This is a genomic window from Candidatus Woesearchaeota archaeon (assembly GCA_030651375.1).
Lineage (GTDB): Archaea > Nanobdellota > Nanobdellia > Woesearchaeales > UBA12501 > JAUSFM01.
The window spans coordinates 79404-100990 of the sequence record JAUSFM010000014.1 but is presented as its reverse complement, the minus strand read 5'-3'; the positions used below and the strand labels follow the sequence as shown (position 1 = coordinate 100990).

The window sequence follows — 21587 nt, the reverse complement described above, 5'->3', positions numbered from 1 at the left end:
GACACTGGACAAACACCCGCGTGAGGTATATAAAGCCGGCTGATTCTAAATAGGGTATCGCAAACGAGGTGATTTCGATGAATAACCAAATGTCAACAACCAGCATCAACCAACTGTTTTTCCAGTGCGTCAAACAGCAAACGCTCAATCGATAACCCCCGCCCCAGCCATAAATCAGAGAAAAAAAGAGGTGAACCCATGCAACCAACAGACCAAGAAAACCATCAATTTATGATTCGACGCCAGCCGCTCATCCAGCGGAAAAATGAACAAACGGTGCACATCAACGACCAGCTGATTGCAGAAGCAATCCATGACCTGCAGCACAACGAGCTCTTTTTGGACGAGCGGCTGGCAGCAGCGCTCTGTTAGGAGGTGAGACTATGCTCGCGGCACTCCAACGGCACTTTTTTGGTGACTTCCTTGAATGGAGGGACTACAAACAGCGTGTTGACTTCATCAACGACTTTGGCTATGCGCAGGAGGCGTTGCTGGAGGATTAAACAGGGGAAGGTTTAAAAACTCCTGTTTTTTTCTTTTATTCTATGAGCTTGATTATTACCAAAGATGAGTTCCTTGCGAACAAGGAGCAGTATTTTACCAAAATCCTTGACGGCGCAGTCTTCGTGTACCCAACCGACACGATTTATGGCATCGGTTGCAGCGCGCTCAACCATAACGCAGTCAAAAAAATTCGCGAATTAAAAGGACGTGGAGACGCGCCGTTTTCTGTCATCGCACCGTCGCTCGGTTGGATTGAAGAAAACCTCGATGTCACGTCCGCTGCACGCGAATGGCTCGCAAAACTTCCCGGCCCCTACACGCTCGTCATGAACATGAAACAAAAGTGCGTTGCTGACAGCGTCACGGTTGGCAAAGAGACACTCGGCGTCCGGATTCCAAACCACTGGGTGAGTGCGGTCATCGCCGAACTCGGCATCCCTCTTGTCACGACGAGCGTCAACAAGAGCGGCGCAGCGTTTATGACGAGCAGTGATGATGTGGATCCTGACCTCAAAGCAGCGGTTGATTTCATTATCGACGAAGGCCAAAAAACAGCAGCGCCCTCAACACTCATTTTTCTTGACGCTGAAAGCGTAAGTATTAAAAGGCGTTAGCACTTCGTGAAACTGATGGAACAAAAAAAAGAAGAAAAAAAAGAACATGAAAAGCTCAAAATTCTCGCTGCCGGCGATGTGCACGGCGACACCACACTCATCAAGAAACTGGCAGACCGGGCAGAAAAAGAAAACGTCGACCTCGTCGTGTTATGCGGCGACATCACGTACAACGAGCAAAGCACAGACAACATCATCGGTCCGTTCCTGAAGAAACATAAAAAAGTGCTCGTCATTCCAGGCAACCATGAAAGCATTGCAACGGTTGATTTTCTTGCTGAACTGTACGGCGACGATGTCAAGAACATGCACGGCTACTCCATTCGCTATAAGGACGTCGGCATTTTCGGTTGTGGCGGCACCACAAATGTTGGGCCGTTTCAAGAAGTCACTGAAGAAGAAGCGCATGGCTTGTTGAAGAAAAGCTTTGACAAAATCAAGTACCTCAAGAAAAAAATCATGATGACCCACATCCACCCTGCCGGTACCAAGATGGAGCAGTTCAGCAAATTCTTCGAAGGCAGCAAGGGCGTGCGCAAAGCCGTTGAAGAACTGCAGCCGGACATTCTGCTCTGCAGCCACGTTCACGAGGCAGAAGGCATCGAGGAAAAAATCGGCAGGACACGCGTAATTAATGTGGGGAAGAAAGGGAAGATAATTGAGCTGTGATTACGGCCCGGGACCCCACACATCACGAGCTGCTTCAAACGTGCCAATATTTTTCAGGTACTGTCTATCTCTTGTTTCTTCATACCTTTGTAAGAGCCAGCGGTCAGCTTGAAGATAAAACTGAACTCCTGCTTCCGGCAAATTTGTTCTGCTTGGCGGTGAACGAGGCGGCGAAGAAACAGGTTTCTGCGAAATCTGCGAACCAACGTAACACATAAGTGCCACTGCCGCAGCTGCAAAACCTGCAAGAGGAAGTGCTTTTCGTGCACGAAGTCGTGCGTCAAATTGGTTGTGGAAATACGTTCGCACCTGAAACGCGTGTTCAGCACTTTCCGTGGCAATGCGTAATTTTCCTTCGTCTGAAATGAGGCGTTCAAGAACGCTTTCAAATGAATGCGTATGTTGCCCAGTTTCGCTGTCCTTTCTATCATGGTAAAAATGGGGCGCATAAAAGCGGGAACGTTCAGGTGTTAAGCCATACCGTTGTTCAAGTTCTGGAACAACGTGCCGATATTCTTCAGCAACCAAAATTTCTCCGGCAATGCGCAACGCGCTCATAACACGAAGGTCATAATCAGGATCATCCGTGAACGCAACAAGCTGATTTAACCGCATCAATGATCGTTGCGTTGTTCGGGTAGGGCGCGCCGATAAAACGTCTGCGCGGGAAATGCCAATGGCTTCTAAATCAGCAAGCAAATCTTCACGATGCGATGGGGCGCCGCGGGGCGTTTCATCATGCACAATTTTTTTTAACACTTCCTTTGCTTCTGGATCGTTCAGCGCATTAATCGCCCGATCATACCAGCCAACAAAGTTCATTGACAAGAACCATTTTTGGGTAAGGTACTCTCTCAAATCAGTATCAGAAAGCCTGTTGAAATTCCGAAAAAAACCAAGCGCATGGAATTGCCTAATAAGATCATCTTCAAATGCCGAAAATTGTTCGACGAGTGCCATTTTTAAGAGGGTGATTTAAATACCTATTTAAACCTTCTGTTATCGTTTTTAAACTCTCCATCACACAACAATCTTTATATATCTGGAACCTTCTTTCTGGCGCATGGGCAACCTGACCAGTGACGAGATTCGGGCGGCAGAAGAGCGCTTGTTTTCTGATGATGAAATTGAAAAGGCAAAGCCGAAGCCCTACAACGTAGAAAAAGAAGAAAAGAAAAGCTTCTTTGGCAAGAAGAAACTAGAGCTCCATCCGGAGCCCAAGGTAACCGTCCGGCCTGCACCTCGCGCGAGCGAGCAAAAAAAAGAAGTCACCGTCAGTTTTTCACCCAACCGCGTTATGCGCGGCGTGCTGCTCTTCCTCTTCCTCTTTTTTGCAGTCTCCTTTTTTTACAATCCCTTTTACACCCTGTTTCCCTGGAACCTTGTTGGTGCAGACACTTCAGGCGTTGAAGGCAACGTGGTTGGCGTTGCCGTTGGCGAAGGGATTGCGTTGGCAAACCAGCCGGTCTCCCCAGCAGAAAAACCAATAGAAACCCTTTCTGCACCCGTTGTGCCGCTTCCTGAACAAACTATTCCAGCAGAACCAGTTGTACCGTCTGCTGAATCTGAACCAACACCACTCGTTACCGAAGGCACCAGCGCAACCAGCGCCGCAGGCGACGTGACCTTGACGCTTGAAGACATCAAGACCGCAACGCGCGACTGGGGCGGCAAGGTAACTGACGTTTCGTTTACCCTTGAAAATCGGGGAAAAGCGTTCATTCCAAAAATAAAAGCGTATGCGTTTGATGAAAAAACCAGCGGCGCGTATAAAGCATCGCCGCTCATCAAAAAATACGCCGTGCTTGAAACAGCAAAGCGCCTCAAGGCAACGATTGACCTTTCCAAGTTCCAGTTTTCAGACATCAGTGGTGAAAAAACAGTCATCCTCCAATTATATGATGAGGGTGACCAGCCCGGCTTTGCCAATGACAAAAAACTGGCCGAAATCGTAAAAACAGTCGTCATCAAATAATTCTTATGGAACTTCCTGAACGATACCAGATACTTGAAGCAATCGGTCTCGGCAAAAATGAAATCAAAGTCTATGTGCGGCTTCTTCAGCGCGGCCCGTCTACTGCCGGCGAAGTTGCTGAAAAAATGGACATCCACCGGCCGAATGTCTATGATGCTCTGGAAAAACTGATTGCACTCGGCCTTGTCACCTACATTTTTCAGAACGAGAAAAAAATATTTCAGGCAACAGACCCTGCGGCTGTGTGTTCGCTGATGGAAGAAAAAAAACTCCAGCTCAGCCGGCTCGTGCCTGAATTAAAAATGCATGCCCAGCTCGCGGGCCCCAAGCCAAAAGCGCATATCTTTGAAGGCATTGCCGGCATTAAGGCGATGACCGACGACCAGCTTGCTTCTGGTGCTCCTATCTATTCCTTTGGCATTCCCCGCGATGTTTCTGAGCGCATGAAATCATTTGTAGTCATTTACCATGAACGGCGCATGCGGCAAAAACAATGGCAGTACCATCTCTACAATGAAAATGCACAGGAACGGATTGCCTACCTGAATACTTTGCCCTGCACGCGTGCTGCATTTCTTCCCAAAGAATACGACAGTCCGGCAACGACGAATGTGTATGACAACAAGGTTTCTTTTTTTATCTGGGCGGATGAGCCATTTGGCGTGATTATCGACGATGAACGCATGGCAGCGTCGTATACAAATTATTTTAAGCTGTTGTGGAAGTTTGCGACGGGAGAAGAATTAAAATAAGGAGTGATATGACTCAAGTTACAGAATCTTTTTATATCTGGAGATATCCTAAACCTTATGAAACCAAAAGATCTTGCACTGATTGTTGCGTTAGGTGTTGGAGGGGTAGCTTCTACTGCCACTGGCGCTGAAATCGAAAAAGTTGGAGAAGAAACAGTCCAACCCACAATTGGCCATACTACCCGATATGAAACGTATGAAATTATCGCAGGAGAAGGCGACACGGTGCAGACAATTGTTGATCAACTGAATGCGCAGGGTTTGCGTAATAACTATCTTTCTGCTCCCACCGGAGGCTACCGTGTAGAAGTAGGTAATTTAGTGCGACAAAATCCGGCATTAAAAAAATTAGAATTTAATAAGGATGGCGAGATTATTAAATATACTCTTGTCCCACCTAAGGCTGGCCAGGTTCTTCAATATACTCGTGTCTCCGTAGAGTTCACCGGATTCCATATACTGGGATAGAATATCTAACAATGGATAAAAAATAATTCTCTGCGCAGCGCATTTTTTTAACGTACTTCAGACCTCAAACCACAGACCTCTAAAAGAATTAATACGCCCCCAGCCAGACTCGAACTGGCGACCTTGCGGTTAACAGCCGCACGCTCTACCGGCTAAGCTATGGGGGCCTGAGTAAATTGCCCAATCAACCGTTAGTTTATATAGTTTTTGTTCAGCACTAACCAACAACTTTAAAAAGAACCAGTGGCTGTATAAAAGTATGGTGATAGCGCTTATCTACGTCTCCCTCCTCTTTACTGCAGCGGCATTTCTGTTCTATTCGTACACACTTCGCAATCCGCTTATTGAGCCGACACCGGGAAATAATATCGTGAGCCCAGCGCATGGAAAAATTGCGCGCATCATTCGTACCACCAGAAAATATGTCACGCTGCAAAAAGGCTGGGGAAAAATAAAAACACTCACTGAAGATGTTGACAACGATTGCTTTCTCATCGACATTGTCATGCACTTGAGCGATGTGCATTTCCAGAAAGCGCCGACCACCGGCACGATTCTGTACACACACCATGAAAAAGGAAAATGGAAAAACGCAGTACGCAAGGCATACACGATGAAAGCAGCGCTGGAAAATGAGAAAAATGAAATCCTGATGAACACTCACTTTGGAAAAATAAAGGTGATTCAGATTGCCGGCTACGTCGCGCGGCGCATTCGCTGCTTTGTCAAAAAAAATGATCACGTTGAAAAAGGGCAGTCACTTGGTGTCATCAAAATGGGCAGCCAAGTAACCCTCATCTTCCCGGCAAAGTACAAACTTGCGGTCCATGAAGGGCAAAAAGTCGTTGGCGGCAAAACTGTTATTGCAACAAATGAGCGGTGGCTTCGATGAAAATAACAAAACTGATAACCCTCGCTGACAGCATTACTCTGCTCGGCGCTGGTGCAGGATTTTTGTCAATCATTTTTTCGTTTCAGCACCAATTTGCGTTCGCCAGCATTGGCATGCTTGTCGCCGCAGTCCTTGATGGGCTTGATGGCAGAATCGCGCGTTGGCGGCATCAGGCGCACCTGTTTGGAAAAGAGCTTGATTCGTTGGCAGATACAGTTTCGTTCAGCGTTGCGCCAGCGCTGTTTGGCTACTTGCTTGCAGAGCGTACGGTTCCCGCGCTGGTAGGCGGTATCTTTTTCCTGCTCTGCGGCATTGCACGGCTTGCCCGTTTCAACATCATGAATCACACTACTTTTTTTGAAGGCGTGCCGATTACGGTGAATGGTATCGTCTTTCCTGCACTCTATTTTTTCGGCGTCCCGACAATCGGCATCCCTATAATCTTCGTTATCATGGGCTTTTTAATGGTGAGCCAGCGCAAAATAAAAAAATGGTGAGTGTGGTGATTCTATGAGCTTCAATGAACTTTTTTTTCCGGTGGTTACCTCAGCGATTCTGTCGCAAGGCATCAAAGTCGCGCTTCATTTTTTGAATCATCAAAAGGTCGACCTCTCATTATTACTCTTTGAGCCGGGTGGCATGCCCTCAACCCACGCCGCTATGGCCACGGCGCTGACCACGACGCTCTACCTCATCAAAGCAGACACTTCCGTTTTTGCCGTGGCACTGCTTTTTTCGCTGATTGTCATGGCTGACGCGGTTGGCGTGCGGCGCGAAGCCGGTGAAACAGCTCGACGTATCAACCAGATGATTCAGGTTTTGCGCAGCGTGAAACAGAAGGGCGTGACAAAAGTTCGCGAGGTGCTCGGCCATACACCCCTCCAAGTTGCCGGAGGCATTGTGCTCGGCATGCTGGTTGCGCTGTTTTTTTTCAATTATTTCTAAACAAGCAAAAACCCCTAAAAAATATATAACGCATACAGCGGCAAACACGCAAAAAAGGGAAGATGCCGGAGAAGCACCGCTTTCATTCGTTTTCTGACATCACCTTTTCCATGGGCCATGCCGGCTGCCCCGCTGGTGAAATAAAATAGGAACACGGCGACTGCACTGGTCAACAAAAAGGCGAGGTCGCGGCCTGCAAGAAAAAAAAGAAAACCAACATACACGTGCACCATTGGGCCGACAAAAATTTTATTGACGTACGCACAGAGAAACCCCAGAAAGATGACCGGTATGCTCCATGGGCTTACTACAAGAAAAAAAAGGGTGGCGGCAATGAGTAGCACATACCAAATCTTTCTGCTGCGGGCGAGCCATACACGGCCTGATTTTAATTCTTCTGACGCAAGAATACTTGTCCCCACGCCAGCAAGGGTGCCTCCGTACGCGAAAAGTGCAACCAGAACATAGGTGCTAAAAGAAATCATGGCGAGTTCATTCCTACTTTTTTGCAAGCGGGCTGCCGAGCACCGCGCGGTTGACTTCATGCTTTGCCGTATCGGTCTTGAACAATGCATCCCGCATGCGGTTGAGGAAACGGGGATCACGATACGTTTCTCCCAGTAGTGCCGCTCCGAGTTTGCGGTACTCAACCACCACATCAGTCACATTCCCATAAATCGTTGCGGGTGTTGTTGCGGCAAGCGCTTCAAGCACACGCACATCATCCCGGACAACTGCAATAACAGGTGTTTCAGTTGCCTCTTCGATTTCTTCAGTGGTGAGCTCAAACAGCTGATTGCGCTTTTTATTGACGATAATGCCGGTGATTGGCGTGCCGCGTCGCTTGGCGACTTTGACCGCGTGCATGGTGCAGCTGAGCGTGGGATAATCGGGTGTTGTGACCACCATGAGCTCGTCGGCAGCAACCATAGTTGCGAGGATTTCCTCATTCAGCGCTGGGGACGAATCGATAAGAATAAAATCATACTCTTTTTTCAGCTGGTTTAGTTTGCTGCGAAGCTTGAGCGGGTCAACTTTTTTTGGCACCAGGCTTCCGGCAATAATGTCCATGCGGCCATGGGAGATAATAGCTTTTTTGATGTCGTGCTTTTCTGCCAGCACGTCATGAAGCGTTATTTCAGGGTTGACAATGCCGAAATGCAAGCCCAGATTTGCTGCTGAAAAATTTGCGTCAAGAATAAGCACACGCTGGTTAAATTCGTGGGCAAGCACCGCGCCAAGATTTGCGACTACAGTTGTTTTTCCAACGCCTCCCTTGATAGCTATCACGCCGATTGTGCGACCCACACGTCACCTCTTTCTTTCTCTCTTTTGCTTCTCAGTACTGGGCTTCTTTATTGCTTTTTTATGCCGTTAATTACTTATAAAGTTTGTGGTGGGTTATTAGTATTAATTCTTTATCGCGTGCACTGTTCTGAACAGCAGGCCAATCACAAACACCCCGACGGCAAGCCCGACAGTCCAAGTAACCAGAAATCCGTTTGTTTTGGCAAGCGCAAAAAAGAGAATGCCTGCAAACACGACGAGTGCAAATGAAATGCTGATGAGCACATTTGATGTTTTGACCAGCGGTGGGGTTTTACTTTTGAGGTGCAGCAGCCGCGCTGCGCTGCGGAGTTCTTTTGGCGGGATGTTTTCCTTGACTTTTTTGCCCAGCCGATGAATATCATCCTGCACGTCATGTATATCAGCCACCATGCGGCTCTTGAGGCTTTCAAAATTGGAATGCATGGTTGAGAATTGTTTTTGGATGCTTTCAAAGTCGCGCGTTCGGTGGTCAAGTGACTCGACATCGTTGCGCAGCTCGCCGGTTTCATCGCCCATGGTGGCGAGGCGCTCTTTTAGTGTGTTGAATTCGTTGTTGAGGTCGCGGACAAGCTCGTGTACGTGTGATTTTCGGGCGACACGCTGGAATTCTTCCTGCGTGCGCTTTTGGTGTGCGGCGAGCGCAGCGTTGGTTTTTTCGGTACGCATAGTACCTTCTGCGCTTGCTTGATAGAGGCGCGTGTCAAACTCTTTTCTGAATCCTGCCATGCGGCCGTCAATGTCTCTATTGTTTGCCGTCTGCACAACCGCCATGTTTTTGTTGATTTTTTCAAATGCGCTGTCAACTGTTTTGGTGAGCGATTTTACGTTTGAGCGCCAGCGGGCGTGCTTTGCCTCAAATTCGCTGCGCAGGTCTGCCAGTGCTTTTTCTGTCGTGACTTTGGTTGCGGCAATTGAGCGTAGGTCGCGCACTGCTTTTTCTGCGGCATCAGCGCGCTTGAGCTCATCTTTCAGGTCGCCGAGCTGGATTTTGACGACGTTTAGTTTGTCCGTGGTGATAAAATCGCCGGCAAGCAGGCCAAGCGTATGCTCAAGCTGCTGGGTCTGGTGCGCAACCATCTCATTGCGTTGCTGGTTTGCCTCAAGGCGTTCGGTGAGGCCGGCGATGTCACGTTTGATGGCCTGAAAAGAAGTACGAAGAACACTGCTTACATCACGAAGATTTTTTGCTTCTGTTGCCATCCATAATCCCCTCGTTTGCGGGGGCAGGAAGCTCTATATAAAGATTTATGTGGTGAGTACTCTACAGTAAAAAATATAGCTTAACGCACATACGGAAACCGCATAAATTTCTTGCACGCGTTGCACCGATAAATGACGCGCTGTTTCGCGAGTCGCACACGGCAATTCACACCTGGCCGGAGATAGGCGTAACAGTGCTTGCACACACGGCGTTTCAGCGTTGAGGGAAGTCGGAGCCGGAATTTCATTGCCAGCCGGCGTGCAGTCCGCACCAGCCGGTTGGCTGCTGCCGGTGCCGACGCCCGTATTGCCGCGGTGGAAAAAAGCTCGTGAACACGGCGCTGCGCCGTAGCGCGCTCTTCCTGTTTTTTTGCGTGCTTTTTTTGCTTTTTCATACTCCCTGCCAAGATTTGAAACTTTAAAAATCTTTATCTTCATCTGTATCTTCCCATCACTGGAGTATAACAAACCATATAAATACTGCCAGCACCGCCCCGATACAAGGAACCGGGGAAGGGGGGAAGTGGTGAAACCGTGAAGTGGCTCAAAACGTTCTTTAAAAAAGCTGCAATTGAGGAATACAACATCCCTCTTGAACGGCTGTTTGACTGGTTTATTGAGCGCAGCATGACGCTTATTGACGAGGAAAAACAGCAGCTCCGGGAAAAACTGCGCCAACTGCAGGACGCACGCGGCGTGCTCAAGGACAAGCTGAAACTGCTCGGCGAAGCCCAACTCATGAATGCGGCGTTGCCAGAAAAAGAAAAACAAATCATGCTTGGCAACCGCGAAGCATATCTCCGCACGGTCAGCGCTTTTGCCGACGGCCTCGTTGTTCCCAACGAGCTTGCGTATGAAAAATTGCTTCAGTTTATCTCTGGGGCAGAAGAGCGGATGGGACAGCTGGTCAAAAACACGGCACGCAACTATATCATCCTCAAAGAATTCTTTTCCAACGAGGTTCGTGATGTGGGAAACCAACTCACTGCCATTGAAGGAGTTTTCGCCGGCCTGAAACAAACAAAGCTTGCCGAGCTTGCCACCATAAAAAAGAAAATCAACGAGCTCGAAGAAACCGTCAAGCAAAAAGGCGGCTTTGCTGATACCATCATCCAAGAAAAGCAGGCACTTGCCCTCACCGAAAGCCTGATTGCAAGCGCTGAAACCCACATGCAGCAGCTCCGGACGGGAAAACAATTTCAGGAACTCGAAGTGCTCCAAAAACAAATGGCTGCGCTCAAGGGCAAACTGAAGAACCATCACGACCTTCTTTCAAAATCATTTTCCTCAATTGAGCGGCTCATCCGCAAATACTGCGCTGCGTATCCTGAAGAAGCGCGGCTCTTTCAATCATACCTCGCAAACGCTGGCGATGCGCTGCTTGCCGACACCAACGTGCTGATTGTCGACGGGCTCGACCGGCTGCGCGGCACCATCCTCACCGGCCAGTTTGGCACGGACGACAAAGAACGCCACGATTCTCTAGCGCGGCTCAACGAACTTTCGGTTGAGCACCTGAAAAACACCGCTGCGCTCATGGAAAAAATCAACGAGCAAATTCTTGACGTGTACAAGCGCATCCGACTCAACAATGTCCAGCGCGAGATTGAAGAGCTCGAGTACAAAACTGCCCACCTCAAGACGAAACACGCTGCTGGAATCGTAAAAGTTAAAAAGGCAGAAAAAAAAGAAACCAAGGACGACGTCAGCACGCTCCGCGAAGGTGCTGAAGACGCCATTAATGCATTCCTCGGCATGCCGATCAATATACTGATTGATGGAGACGACAAAGAAAGTGGCGATGCGAGCGATAGTGAAGGCGAATAAGTAAACTTAAACGAAAAAACAAAAAAAGAGAAAACGAAGGAGAGAAAAAGAAGGAAGGTGCATGATCCATGCGGCGGCTCGGTATTTCAATGCGCATTATCAACATTGTTTTCGGAATTATTCTCATCAGTGTAGGGGTGTGGCTGATGTTTGACTTTCTGATTAAATTTTTCTCGTTTGCGCTCGGTCTTTTTCTTTTTTCAGCAGGGCTTTTTTTGCTGGCGAAAAAGTGGGCGTAACCTCTTTCGCCTCTTTCCGCTCACTGATCACAAACGTCGGTGTGAGCGGGCCAAGAAGCTTGTCAATCATCACTTTGACGAGCATATACGGAAAAAATCCGTAGATATGTGCGCGCGGAAATAATCGCCGAATCTGTTTCTCATCAAAGAATTGGGTGTGGTCTTTTCGCTGGAGTTTTCGGGGTGTCAGCCCGATCCAGTGGAACGGCCGCATGAGCCAGAAATAGCTGTTCGGCGTGGTGAGTACCATTTTGCCGCCGGGCTTGAGCACACGGCGGAATTCGGACGCGGTAAACGCAGGATTTGCAAGATGCTCGATAACTTCACTGCACCAGATAAGGTCATAACTATTGTCTTTGAAGGGCAGTTTCTTGTTCGCATCGACAATGATGCATCGGTCGAATGACTTTTCGATGTCAACCGGCGTGACGCGGTATCCCATCCGTTCCAGCAGCAGTGTTTGGTGGCCATTGCGGCAGCCGACATCAAGCGCGATGCGTTTTCCAAACTCGCTTGGTGGCACGTGTGGCACCAGCGCTGCGGCAATTTTTTTGCCTTTTGTTTTCTCATTCATGGCTTCTTGGCCAAGGTCAATCGGCAGTTTTTTTGCCCAACGAAGAAATATTTGAACAACCATAGATATCACCATATCCACTATCATTTTTGCTTTTTGTGCATTTTTTCAATTGCGTACGTCGGCTCGTTTTTGTAATAAATTTTGACCAGGATATCTGACATGAGCCCAAAAATAACGAACTGTGCGCCGAGCACAATAAGCATGATGGTTAACAGGAGCAGCGGCCGATTGCCAATGGGCTCGTTGAAAAAAAGTTTCAGCACCGTTAGGTACACCCCGATGAGAAATCCGATGAACGTCGTAAAAATTCCCAGCGTGCCAAACAGGTGAATAGGCCGTGTCGAGTATTTCATCCAAAACGTCACCACCAGCATGTCGAGGAATCCCTTGACCACCCGCTTGATGCTGTACTTTGTTTTTCCGTGGGCGCGTGGATGGTGGCGCACTTGCAGTTCAGTTATTTTGAATCCGCGAAGCCCGAGCAGGGCAGGAATAAAACGGTGCATCTCTCCATATAATGTCAGATGTTCAAAACATTCACGCCGGTACGCTTTTAGGGTGCATCCTGAGTCGTGAATCGTATCTTGGAGCAACACTTTCCGCAACAGATTTGCGCCGCGGGAAACAATTTTTTTCGCCCACGAGTCCCGGCGCTTCACGCGCCAGCCGGACACCACGTCATAGCCCTCTTCAAGTTTTGCAACAAGGCGCGGGATGTCTTCGGGGTCGTTCTGCAGGTCAGCATCAAGCGGCACGAGAATCTTTCCGCGAGCTGACTTGAAGCCAGCGTCCAGCGCAGCAGTCTGGCCGAAATTTTTCCTGAACTTAATGACGATAACGTGCGAGTCGCGGAATGCTTCTAATTCGCGTAGGGTTCCGTCGGTACTGCCATCATCGACAAAAATAATTTCATACGAGCGCTTTATGCGCTGCATGACTGCGCTGATTTTTTCATAGAGCGGCTGCATGTTTTTTTCTTCATTATATGCCGGTACAACAATGCTGAGGTCAATCTGTTTCATACGTTTTACCTGTTTATTTTTCTTGTTTTTTCTTTTTCTGTTCGTTGAACCACGCAACAACGTGTGCCATTCCCTGTTCGAGCGGTGTTTCTGGCGCATAGCCCAGCAACGCGCGGGCCTTTTCGATGTTTGCAAATGTTACTGGGACATCGCCATGCTGAAAGGGCTGGTGCACAATGCTCGCTTTTTTTCCCACTGCCTCTTCGGTGATAGCAATGAATTGTTTCAGCGGCACCGGGCGCGAATCGCCCAGGTTAATGATTTCAAATCCGATATCCGGATGCTCGAGCGCCGCAACAACTCCTTGTACAATATCATCAACATAGGTGTAATCCCGCTGCGACGTGCCATCCCCAAACAGCTCGATGGATTTCCCTTCACTTATAAGCTTTGTGAATTTATACGGTGCCATATCTGGTCTGCCTGACGGGCCGTACACGGTAAAAAAGCGGAGGCACGCAATGCTGAGGCCATACAAATGGTGATAATTGTAACAATACAGTTCACCGGCGCGCTTTGAAACGCCGTAGGGGCTTGCTTGGTTGGCAACATCATCAGTCTCTAAAAAAGGAACTGTTGTGTTGAGGCCGTAGACGCTTGACGACGAGCCAAACACCACACGGCGTATGCCCTGGCGACGTGCACACTCAAGCACGTTGAGCGTGCCGCGAATGTTGACATTGGCGTACAAGTTCGGCTGTTCCAGCGATGGGCGCACACCGGCGCGTGCAGCGAGATGGATGATTCGTGTCGGGTGTTCCTTTTCAAATACAATATCAAGCGCGCGAACATCAAGAATGTCAGCATGGTAAAAAACAAATTCTGCATGTGCGCACAGATGCTCAACATTTTTCTTTTTTATGTCAGGATTGTAATAATCGTTCAGGTTATCAACACACACAACACGATAGCCCTTTTCAAGCAGTTTTTTGCAGACATGGCTGCCGATGAAGCCCGCGCCGCCCGTGACAAGTATTGGTTCCATGCTGCTCACGAAAAAACAAGGGAATTAAAAAGCTGCTGGTTCTGCTGGTCGGGCGTCAGTTCAGCCACTCTTTTGGCCAGGCAACCTTCCACGCAAAGATTTTTCCAGTTGTGGTACTCTGTTCGTCGGCAAGGAGCGTGAAATGTTTTAGTCCGCCGCCCTGGAAAAAGAATAGCCGGGTAAACATGCTTGCTGCAAGGTCTTTGTCCATGATAAGAATGTTGTTGCCGATGAGTGCAACGCCGATTTCGAGCGTGTTTTTGTCATATCTGCGCTCATGGAATCCCGTGGCGTCTTGCCAGACGATGACGTTCGGATGCTGCTTGGTTGCACTATTTTCGGCAAAGACGTCTTTCGTGTCCTTGTTGATGCGCAGAACTACTCTGTTTGAGTTAACTGACGCCGTGCACCGCATTGACGTTGTGTCTTTTTCATCATCTTCACACGTTCCAATATTCATATAATTTGGCCAGCCAGTAATCCATGTGTTTGCCTCACGCTGGTTTGGAATTTGCTGGATGTCGTTATAGATTTTTTCCCCTTGGTCTGGCGGGTAGTTGAATTCTTTTTGCAGGTATTCGATGGCGTCATCACGGTTCTTGTTTTTTATTTCAAGCCATATTTTTGCGCGCTCAAAGTCCCAACTGCCGAAGTGAGACCATACCCCTCCCTTGCCACGCATGTCTTCGCTGGTGATAAAAATGCTTTCTGGCGGCGTGCAGTACAAGTATCCTGCAATGCGTTGGGCGTCTTCCTTGTTTGTTATTTTTTCGAGGGCAGCAGTGCCTTTTTGCTTGTCGAGCCGCAGAAGGCCATACGTGAGTTTGATTGATTTGAGCGGATCGGTAAAAATTTTATTGATGCTGTCAAACGCATTATTTCCGCCGCAATTGAGCATGCGCAAAATGTGGAGTGCTTCATCCTCATCACTCGTGAGCAGAATTTTTCCAACCCAGTGCGCTTGTGGGCGATTTTGGGTGCCGCCGTCAAAGGTGACCCTACGGTTGCCGATTGCCTTAAAATAGTGGCCAAAATCCCACCATGACGTGATGATAGCATCCGGCGCAGTGTCGCTTTTTATTTTCATCATAGTATTATACCAGCCGTCGTCAAAAATCGGCGCCTGGTCGCGGCCCATTGAAATGCCTGCTTTGGCCGGCGCAATGAGGATGAAACAGAAAAAAATGACCGTGATAAGCATAACCATGCGCGTGACATATTTCTGGGCAGATTTTATTTTGAATGTCTCTGTCTGCATGAGTTGTTCAGCAGCTTGGGGCAGGGCAGTGACAAGCGTGCCAACACCAACGCCCATAAGCAGTGCCAAGCCAACCACGATCTGGACGACAAACCTGATACCGTTGGTTGATGCATAAAACATTGATCCGACCCAGAGCACGAACAACAGGGCACTTGCCAGACGAATAAGAGGAATCTCTTTTTTGCGTGCCAGCGAGAGTATCACGAAGCCGAGTACCGGGAGGCCGAGCAGTACGGCAAGAAGCACGGTGTTTGTAGCTACACCTCGCGTGAAGAGAACATACACCGCTGCGTACCATGCTAACCCGCCGAGAGCAAAGAAATAACTGCGCTTATACAGCGCAAGCAACGCAATCGAAAAAAACCCGAGCACGACGAGCAGGCCGCTGCCGAGCTGAGGCATAATGTTGCTGACGTCGATTTGATTGAGCTCAGCAACTGTGGTGTATACATTTGGCCACAGGCTGACTTTGGTTGCGTCTTGCAGCGTAAAAGGAACCGTGAAGATGCTGCTCTGAATATGTATATAATATGATGGTGAACGGAACAGGCTGACAAAGAGGAAACTGCTCAACACCAGGCCGAGTAAGACGATGCCGATTGTTTTTAGGTGTGCATGGCTACGAATCGTGGCCAACGATTTTTTTCGCCATTCCATCACTATATAATACACTGCCAGCGCAACGAGCACGAACAGCATCAGGTCAAAACTATACCACCATCCCTCCCATATCATGCTGAACACGCTCAAGGACAAGCCAAGCAGGCCTGCGTACATGGCTTTCTTTTTCAGCGAACCAGCAGTGAGCGCCTGCAGGAACAGCCATATAACCAAAAAATGAAACAGCACCGTGTAGCTGTCGGAATCAGTGGTAACAGTGCGCGAGACAATAACCGGATTTGCCGCGGCAATCATTCCTGCGAAAAAGCCGCCAAACGAGTTGGTCAATTTTTTGCCGATGAGAAACGCAAACAGCGTTGCCAGCGCGCCGACAATGACGGGCACATAAAACTGGGCGTAGGCAAGGCTCACTGATTTGAATAATGAAATAAATTTGTACACCATAACGATAAACCTCGGGTGCCAGTTGTCAGCAGTAAAATCGCCGTTTGGCGCAACGAGGAAGCCGTCAAAAGTCCTGCCGTCACGAATTTCAGTGCCAGCGTTGCCATGGTCAAGAATATTCTGCGCCTTGCGCAGCCATAAATATGAATCAATATCACCGAGATATGCCGTACCGTCAGGGGCAGAAAATTGACTCTTGTACTGGTCCGCAAAATAGTTGAGTTGGGATTGGTATTGGTTCGGGTTGCGGTCGACAAAATTACTGAACTCCTTGTCCAGAATTCGCTGCTTGCTTTCCACCGGCACGTTTCCATACTGCTCGTCAATTTTTGCGCTGAGCTGGTTGCGGAGTGCGTTATCAACTGCATTGTGTGCCCAGTCCTTTGTTACGGTGAGGCCGATCGGCTGTGCACGAATATATATGCTCAAGATAAGCGGGATGATAAGCAAAAGAACAGCAAGTGCAGTTTTTAGGAAACTGCTTTTGCGAAACTGTTTTGCTGAATGCCAGATCTTTGAAAAATCAACAGTTATATCGTTAGAATCGTTCGGCGACGATGATTGAGGCGATATGGTTGCTTCCTCTTTTTTCTCGTTTTTTCCCTCATCTGTTTTCATCGTTGTCATTAACCCTGTGTCGCTTCTTTGCCTTTTATAAAAGTTTTGTCGTTTTTAATATAACCATTGCAACCGAGAGAAAGGTTTATATAGAACTTATTATTACTCACAAATAGTTAATCAAATGGGGGGTGGTAGAGATAACACACTGTCTACGGGGGTAGCACATGAATCTTCAGCATGCCAGTACATTGGCTGACCGAGTTCACACGTTCTTTACCAATCTTACCGATCATTTTCCTACGCTTCGCTCTACACTCGCCGCAGTCGGCAGTGCAGCAGCACTCACCTTTTCTGGAAGCGCATTAGCACAAACAGCAGCGACATCAGCTGCACCAGTTTCTGCAGCATCGTCATCCACATCCCCCGCATCATCTGCGTCTGGATCCGCACAGCCATCTGCGGATGCTGCACTGCAACAAAATATTTCAGACTTCGCTAAAATCTGCGCAAATCCAACCTACATGGCATGGCTGACGAGAAATGCAGTTACCTGCGACGGCGTTGATGGCACCTATCTCCGCCTTCGCCTTGAAACACCGATTAAAAACGCCGACTCACAGGATACCAACAACTGGCTGCTTTACAAATTCGGCGACCTTTTTTCAAGTTTTGACATTCCTCTTACCTCCGAATCAATTGGGCTTATTGCCCGCGGAATTGCCTACCTTGATATTGCCACATTCTATACAACACATCATACCACCACTGTGGCCGGACGTGATGTGATTGATCCTGCGCTCATCTCAATTTTTTCCGCAGGCGCTGACAGCGGCGGTGGCATGCGGTTAGAATTTACCTATGACTTGGAATCCCACCGAACAAAATATGGCGGCGTTGGGGAGGCACTCACGGGCCGCGTGAAAACACGGTATGACATTACTGCACCCATTTGGAAGCGCGGTGAAACACTCACGCTTCCGGTTGCGCTTTTACAATCAATAAACTTCGGCGCATTACACGCAAAATTGATGGGCGAGGAACAACGCCAGGCATCAGCAATTCAAACATACGGCACTCCCGGCGATATCGTTTTTGTGCAGATGAATCCAGCAACCGGCACGCCACTGGCGACTGTCGAGAGAAACGGCACTGCCTTCGAGCTCACCCCAGGAATATACATCCCAAGAAATAGTGGTGACACGAGAAACTTCACTCATTTCGTCGATATGGACGGCGATAGAACAACCGATCTCGACCGGTCGTTTGAGTTGGCTCCGGGCTGGACCGGAACGGTGCGCGTGCAAAACCAGTACACCGGAACGCAACGGCTTTCACCTCCAGCGCGAAAAGCACTTGAAGGTGATGAAAAAGTATACATTCTCCGTGTCAGCTCAACACCTACTCCTACATTGCCATTGGCAGGCAGCGTACCTTCATCAACAACTCCTTCGCCTGCAATTCCCGCGTCTGGCGCTGAATCGTCCACTCATTCATCACCATCGTCTCCATATGTTGCACTTGACGACGAAGCAGCAGGAATTCTTGCACCTCTCCGGCAGAATTTCCACGGATCGGTGGCTCCAGCATATGCACTGCTTTCATTAGCTGATCGGTTTAGCGCACAGGGAATTGAATCAACTGCCAATGCTGCAGGTGTCGGCATTGCAGGAACTGTTGGCGTTGTCGCCGGCAGCATCGACACCCTTGCCGTTGATGTCCACGGTTCCTATTTCACCATCAACAACGGCACCGGTGTTGTTGCACGCGACGGAAAAACTCTCGGCGCATTTACCTATGAAGGTACTCTGACTCAGGTTGCACTGGCACTTGCTTATCTCCGTGAGCTGGAAGGGCAACGAACAGACATCACTCTTGCCGTCAAAAGCCTGCGTGTTGGCGCTGCAGCATCGATCGACAGCGCACGTATTTCCGGCAGCGCGCTCACGGAAAATGAACAACGCATGATGCGTGTTCTTGCCCTACTCGGATTTGACTACGCGCTCGCATCCGTTTCTGGCGCTGATTACAACGTGCAGCTTCTTGGCGGCGCTGGCGTGAACCACGAAACTAATACAGATGGAATTGATTATGATGTTGGCCCCAGCGGAAAACTCGACGCTGCACTCCGTGTACGCTTCAGTGAAATTGGCTTTGCAGGAAGCATCGGTGGAACGTATGACCAGATGAGTGCCGCAGTGCAAGAGACGCGCGAGGAGCGTCATTCGATTTTACTCGCTGGAAATGTGCGCGGCATGTACTTCCTTGACCAGCAGCGGCTCAACACGCTCGGCATCGGTGTTGCACATACCACTACGTTTGGCGAAACAAGCAACGGACGCAAAGCCCAGCTTGAAGAAACCATACATGACACGCGCCTGCTGCTCACGCTCGAACTGCTCGTTAACTAATTTTGGAGGATTCGCATGAAACCATACATCGCATTGTTCGTATTGTTCGTACTCATTGTCCAGCCGTTGACGGCTCACGCACTCTTAGGAGATGTTGACCGTGACGGCGTGCCAGAAATTCTGCTCGCCAACGGAAGAAATACGGACAACTGTCCAGTTCTTTTCAATCCCGACCAGCTCGACACTGACCACGACGGTTTGGGCGATGCATGCGATCCCGCTCCTCAACAGCCGGCACCTGATGTCGCTGATGCAGATGGCGACGGCATTCCTGATGCGCGTGACAACTGTCCGCGTATTCCAAATCGTGATCAGACAAATACTGACGGCGATATGGTCGGCGATGTATGCGATGACGATGACGATAATGATGGTGCGCTTGATGCTCATGATAACTGTCCTTTAGTTCCAAATCCGAATCAGGAAGACCTTGACGGTGACGGCATCGGGGACGCATGCGATTCCGATGATGACGGCGACGGTCAACCCGATGCACGTGACGCATGCCCGCTCGGAAATGGTGCACTCGCAGCGCCTGAATGCCGCGACAACAATGTGCCCCGTATAACGTTGCGCAACCCCGTACATGGCAGCGTACTCCGAAGCAGCACGGTCGATTTCAACTTTGTTGTTGTCGATGACTGGGACGTTCGCCTTGATTGCGAGATGTTTTCAGACGTCAACGGTGGTGGCATACAAACAATCACGCGGTTCCGTGGCCTCACTGCCTTTTTTGATTTTTTCACCGGCTTCACCAGCAACCGTTTCACCGTCCAGAATGTTCCTGACGGAACCTACCAATGGTTTGCGGCCTGTATTGATGACAACAGAAACCGCGGCGTTTCTGCCGTTGCAACATTTACCATAAACACTCAACCTCCGCAACCTGCGGGCGACAACACCCCGCCGACGATAACACTTATTGATCCGGTCGACAACGCGGTGCTGAATCAGGGTAATCTTCCCCTGTTTCGCTTCACTGCAACCGACAACGAACCCGGCCAGCTTTCCTGCCAATTTATGAGTGACATTAATGGCAACTTCCGTCTCATGGGCAATCCCGTGCAGATGAATCAGGGAGCAAATACATTTGTGCCTAATAATATTCCTCCAGGAAATTACCAATGGAATGTACAATGTACTGATGCAGCCGGAAATACTGGGGCTGGGCCGTTCAAATTTCATTTCACTATCAATCCACAACAGCCGCCAGTAAATCAGTGCGCGAATGGCGTGCAAGATGTTGGTGAGCTTGGTGTTGATTGTGGCGGCGTGTGCGCAAATGTCTGTCCTGTTGTACCGCCGGTGAACCAATGCAACAATGGTGTGCAAGATGTTGGTGAGCTTGGTGTTGATTGTGGCGGTGTTTGTGCGAATGTGTGTCCTGTTGTGCCGCCGATACCTCCGATTCCTCCTGTTGTGCCCGTGGCACATACTCGTATTCCAAGCGTTTCTATCGATGCAGATGTTCACACTGAATCAACGCCTGCACGCGTGATCTTTACTGCCACGGTTGTTGGTGGCGATGGGCCATTCCGTTTCATCTGGGACTTTGATGACGGTACAGCTATTGAAACAAATACTAATACTATTGAGCACGTCTTTGAAAAATCTGGACGCCGTGATGTAACCGTCCACGTCATTGATCACGACGGCGATAGTGCGCGCGCATCCGTGCGCATTCGTTTGCATTCAGGCACACTTGATGGCGAGCGCGATGTTCGTCTTGGTGGTGTCGTCTTTGAAAGCGCCAGCGCTGGTTTCAACGAGGCCATGCCCGGCGATCAACTGTTGGTTTCTGTTGGCCTGACAAATACAGGTGTGGAAATACTTCACAATCTCAGGCTAAGTGTTGTGTCATATGATATCCCCTTGCAGCAGCGTGTCGTGCTGAACAGCATTGCGGCCGGAGAAACCGTGACAAAACGATTGGTTGTTGATGTTCCTCCTGACGCACAGCCGGGAGATTATTTGATTCAGGTTGCGCTGACGGATGAAAACCAGCTGACCAAAGTATCTTATCATCCGCTGCTGATTCGCTCAACGAACTGACAAACTATAGATTAGAATATAGATGATAAACAAGAACGAGTAGTGCTCGTTTAGTGATTAAACACTGCGATGGTTTAAAATAATTTCGCTAGTGCATCACAGAAAAGCTTATTAACTACTCACGGATACTAACCAATCAAAAGGTTTAAATAACACCGTCTGTTTACGCATACAGAGGTTGACGACAACGAACAGCAAACAACGCACATTGTATAAAAAATATCAAATAAAAAATCAAAACT

21 protein-coding genes and 1 tRNA gene are annotated in these 21587 nt (G+C 48.9%); 12 read left to right on the top strand and 10 right to left on the bottom strand.

The window, feature by feature from the left end; all coding sequences use genetic code 11:
* Positions 1 to 198: 198 nt before the first annotated feature.
* The 3 genes from Q7R76_04605 (at position 199) to Q7R76_04595 (ending at position 1787) form a co-directional block, all read left to right on the top strand.
* The gene (locus tag Q7R76_04605) at positions 199 to 372 is read left to right on the top strand and encodes a hypothetical protein (GenBank protein ID MDO8642834.1); all 174 of its coding nucleotides are present in this window, start codon (positions 199 to 201) and stop codon (positions 370 to 372) included.
* Between the two features lie 173 nt (positions 373 to 545).
* A complete protein-coding gene (locus tag Q7R76_04600) occupies positions 546 to 1118 on the top strand; it encodes an L-threonylcarbamoyladenylate synthase (GenBank protein ID MDO8642833.1) in 573 nt (190 codons plus the stop codon).
* Positions 1119 to 1133: 15 nt separating this feature from the next.
* A complete protein-coding gene (locus Q7R76_04595; GenBank protein ID MDO8642832.1) occupies positions 1134 to 1787 on the top strand; it encodes a metallophosphoesterase in 654 nt (217 codons plus the stop codon).
* Here Q7R76_04595 and Q7R76_04590 read toward each other — a convergent pair whose 3' ends face one another.
* Complete coding sequence (locus Q7R76_04590; protein MDO8642831.1) at positions 1788 to 2747, bottom strand: iron-containing redox enzyme family protein; 960 nt, start codon at positions 2745 to 2747, stop codon at positions 1788 to 1790. It abuts the gene before it with no gap.
* Positions 2748 to 2850: 103 nt separating this feature from the next.
* Here Q7R76_04590 and Q7R76_04585 point away from each other — a divergent pair, with 103 nt between their 5' ends.
* The 3 genes from Q7R76_04585 to Q7R76_04575 are packed head-to-tail and all read left to right on the top strand — an operon-like array spanning position 2851 to position 4982.
* Entirely contained in the window at positions 2851 to 3762 is a 912-nt protein-coding gene (locus Q7R76_04585) for a hypothetical protein (GenBank protein ID MDO8642830.1), read from the top strand.
* A gap of 5 nt (positions 3763 to 3767) precedes the next feature.
* The gene (locus tag Q7R76_04580; protein MDO8642829.1) at positions 3768 to 4514 is read left to right on the top strand and encodes a helix-turn-helix domain-containing protein; all 747 of its coding nucleotides are present in this window, start codon (positions 3768 to 3770) and stop codon (positions 4512 to 4514) included.
* Positions 4515 to 4571: 57 nt separating this feature from the next.
* Positions 4572 to 4982, top strand: a complete 411-nt coding sequence (locus tag Q7R76_04575; protein MDO8642828.1) for a hypothetical protein — start codon at positions 4572 to 4574, stop codon at positions 4980 to 4982.
* A gap of 94 nt (positions 4983 to 5076) precedes the next feature.
* Here the strand turns inward: Q7R76_04575 and Q7R76_04570 are convergent.
* A tRNA-Asn gene (locus tag Q7R76_04570) sits at positions 5077 to 5149 on the bottom strand.
* 92 nt (positions 5150 to 5241) lie between these two features.
* On the opposite strand from Q7R76_04570, the gene Q7R76_04565 reads away from it, so the two are divergent.
* Genes Q7R76_04565 through Q7R76_04555 form a run of 3 tightly spaced genes read left to right on the top strand, consistent with a single transcriptional unit; the run spans position 5242 to position 6819 of the window.
* Entirely contained in the window at positions 5242 to 5874 is a 633-nt protein-coding gene (locus tag Q7R76_04565) for a phosphatidylserine decarboxylase (protein ID MDO8642827.1), read from the top strand.
* Positions 5871 to 6371: a CDP-diacylglycerol--serine O-phosphatidyltransferase gene (gene pssA, locus Q7R76_04560; GenBank protein MDO8642826.1), complete on the top strand. Its 501-nt coding sequence runs from the start codon at positions 5871 to 5873 to the stop codon at positions 6369 to 6371. Before Q7R76_04565 ends, pssA begins: the two co-directional genes overlap by 4 nt.
* Positions 6372 to 6384: 13 nt before the next feature.
* Positions 6385 to 6819 (top strand): divergent PAP2 family protein, encoded by a 435-nt coding sequence (locus Q7R76_04555; GenBank protein MDO8642825.1) that lies wholly within the window; start codon positions 6385 to 6387, stop codon positions 6817 to 6819.
* 14 nt (positions 6820 to 6833) lie between these two features.
* Here the strand turns inward: Q7R76_04555 and Q7R76_04550 are convergent, their stop codons facing one another.
* The 4 genes from Q7R76_04550 to Q7R76_04535 all read right to left on the bottom strand — a co-directional run bounded on the left by Q7R76_04550 (position 6834) and on the right by Q7R76_04535 (position 9743).
* Positions 6834 to 7331: a hypothetical protein gene (locus Q7R76_04550; protein ID MDO8642824.1), complete on the bottom strand. Its 498-nt coding sequence runs from the start codon at positions 7329 to 7331 to the stop codon at positions 6834 to 6836.
* The gene (locus Q7R76_04545; GenBank protein MDO8642823.1) at positions 7318 to 8127 is read right to left on the bottom strand and encodes an AAA family ATPase; all 810 of its coding nucleotides are present in this window, start codon (positions 8125 to 8127) and stop codon (positions 7318 to 7320) included. Before Q7R76_04545 ends, Q7R76_04550 begins: the two co-directional genes overlap by 14 nt.
* Positions 8128 to 8229: 102 nt before the next feature.
* Positions 8230 to 9348: a hypothetical protein gene (locus Q7R76_04540; GenBank protein MDO8642822.1), complete on the bottom strand. Its 1119-nt coding sequence runs from the start codon at positions 9346 to 9348 to the stop codon at positions 8230 to 8232.
* A gap of 80 nt (positions 9349 to 9428) precedes the next feature.
* Positions 9429 to 9743: a ribonuclease P gene (locus Q7R76_04535; protein MDO8642821.1), complete on the bottom strand. Its 315-nt coding sequence runs from the start codon at positions 9741 to 9743 to the stop codon at positions 9429 to 9431.
* Positions 9744 to 9882: 139 nt separating this feature from the next.
* Here Q7R76_04535 and Q7R76_04530 point away from each other — a divergent pair, with 139 nt between their 5' ends.
* Positions 9883 to 11175: a hypothetical protein gene (locus Q7R76_04530; GenBank protein MDO8642820.1), complete on the top strand. Its 1293-nt coding sequence runs from the start codon at positions 9883 to 9885 to the stop codon at positions 11173 to 11175.
* 162 nt (positions 11176 to 11337) lie between these two features.
* On the opposite strand, the gene Q7R76_04525 is transcribed toward Q7R76_04530, so the two are convergent.
* The 4 genes from Q7R76_04525 to Q7R76_04510 are packed head-to-tail and all read right to left on the bottom strand — an operon-like array spanning position 11338 to position 16951.
* On the bottom strand, positions 11338 to 12051 hold the full coding sequence (locus Q7R76_04525; protein ID MDO8642819.1) for a class I SAM-dependent methyltransferase: 714 nt from the start codon (positions 12049 to 12051) through the stop codon (positions 11338 to 11340).
* A 20-nt stretch (positions 12052 to 12071) separates the two neighbouring features.
* Positions 12072 to 13013 (bottom strand): glycosyltransferase family 2 protein, encoded by a 942-nt coding sequence (locus tag Q7R76_04520; GenBank protein MDO8642818.1) that lies wholly within the window; start codon positions 13011 to 13013, stop codon positions 12072 to 12074.
* A 13-nt stretch (positions 13014 to 13026) separates the two neighbouring features.
* On the bottom strand, positions 13027 to 13998 hold the full coding sequence (locus Q7R76_04515) for an NAD-dependent epimerase/dehydratase family protein (protein MDO8642817.1): 972 nt from the start codon (positions 13996 to 13998) through the stop codon (positions 13027 to 13029).
* Positions 13999 to 14053: 55 nt separating this feature from the next.
* Entirely contained in the window at positions 14054 to 16951 is a 2898-nt protein-coding gene (locus Q7R76_04510) for an STT3 domain-containing protein (protein ID MDO8642816.1), read from the bottom strand.
* A gap of 158 nt (positions 16952 to 17109) precedes the next feature.
* On the opposite strand from Q7R76_04510, the gene Q7R76_04505 reads away from it, so the two are divergent.
* Complete coding sequence (locus tag Q7R76_04505; protein MDO8642815.1) at positions 17110 to 19293, top strand: hypothetical protein; 2184 nt, start codon at positions 17110 to 17112, stop codon at positions 19291 to 19293.
* 15 nt (positions 19294 to 19308) lie between these two features.
* A complete protein-coding gene (locus Q7R76_04500) occupies positions 19309 to 21345 on the top strand; it encodes a thrombospondin type 3 repeat-containing protein (GenBank protein ID MDO8642814.1) in 2037 nt (678 codons plus the stop codon).
* Positions 21346 to 21587: the final 242 nt, after the last annotated feature.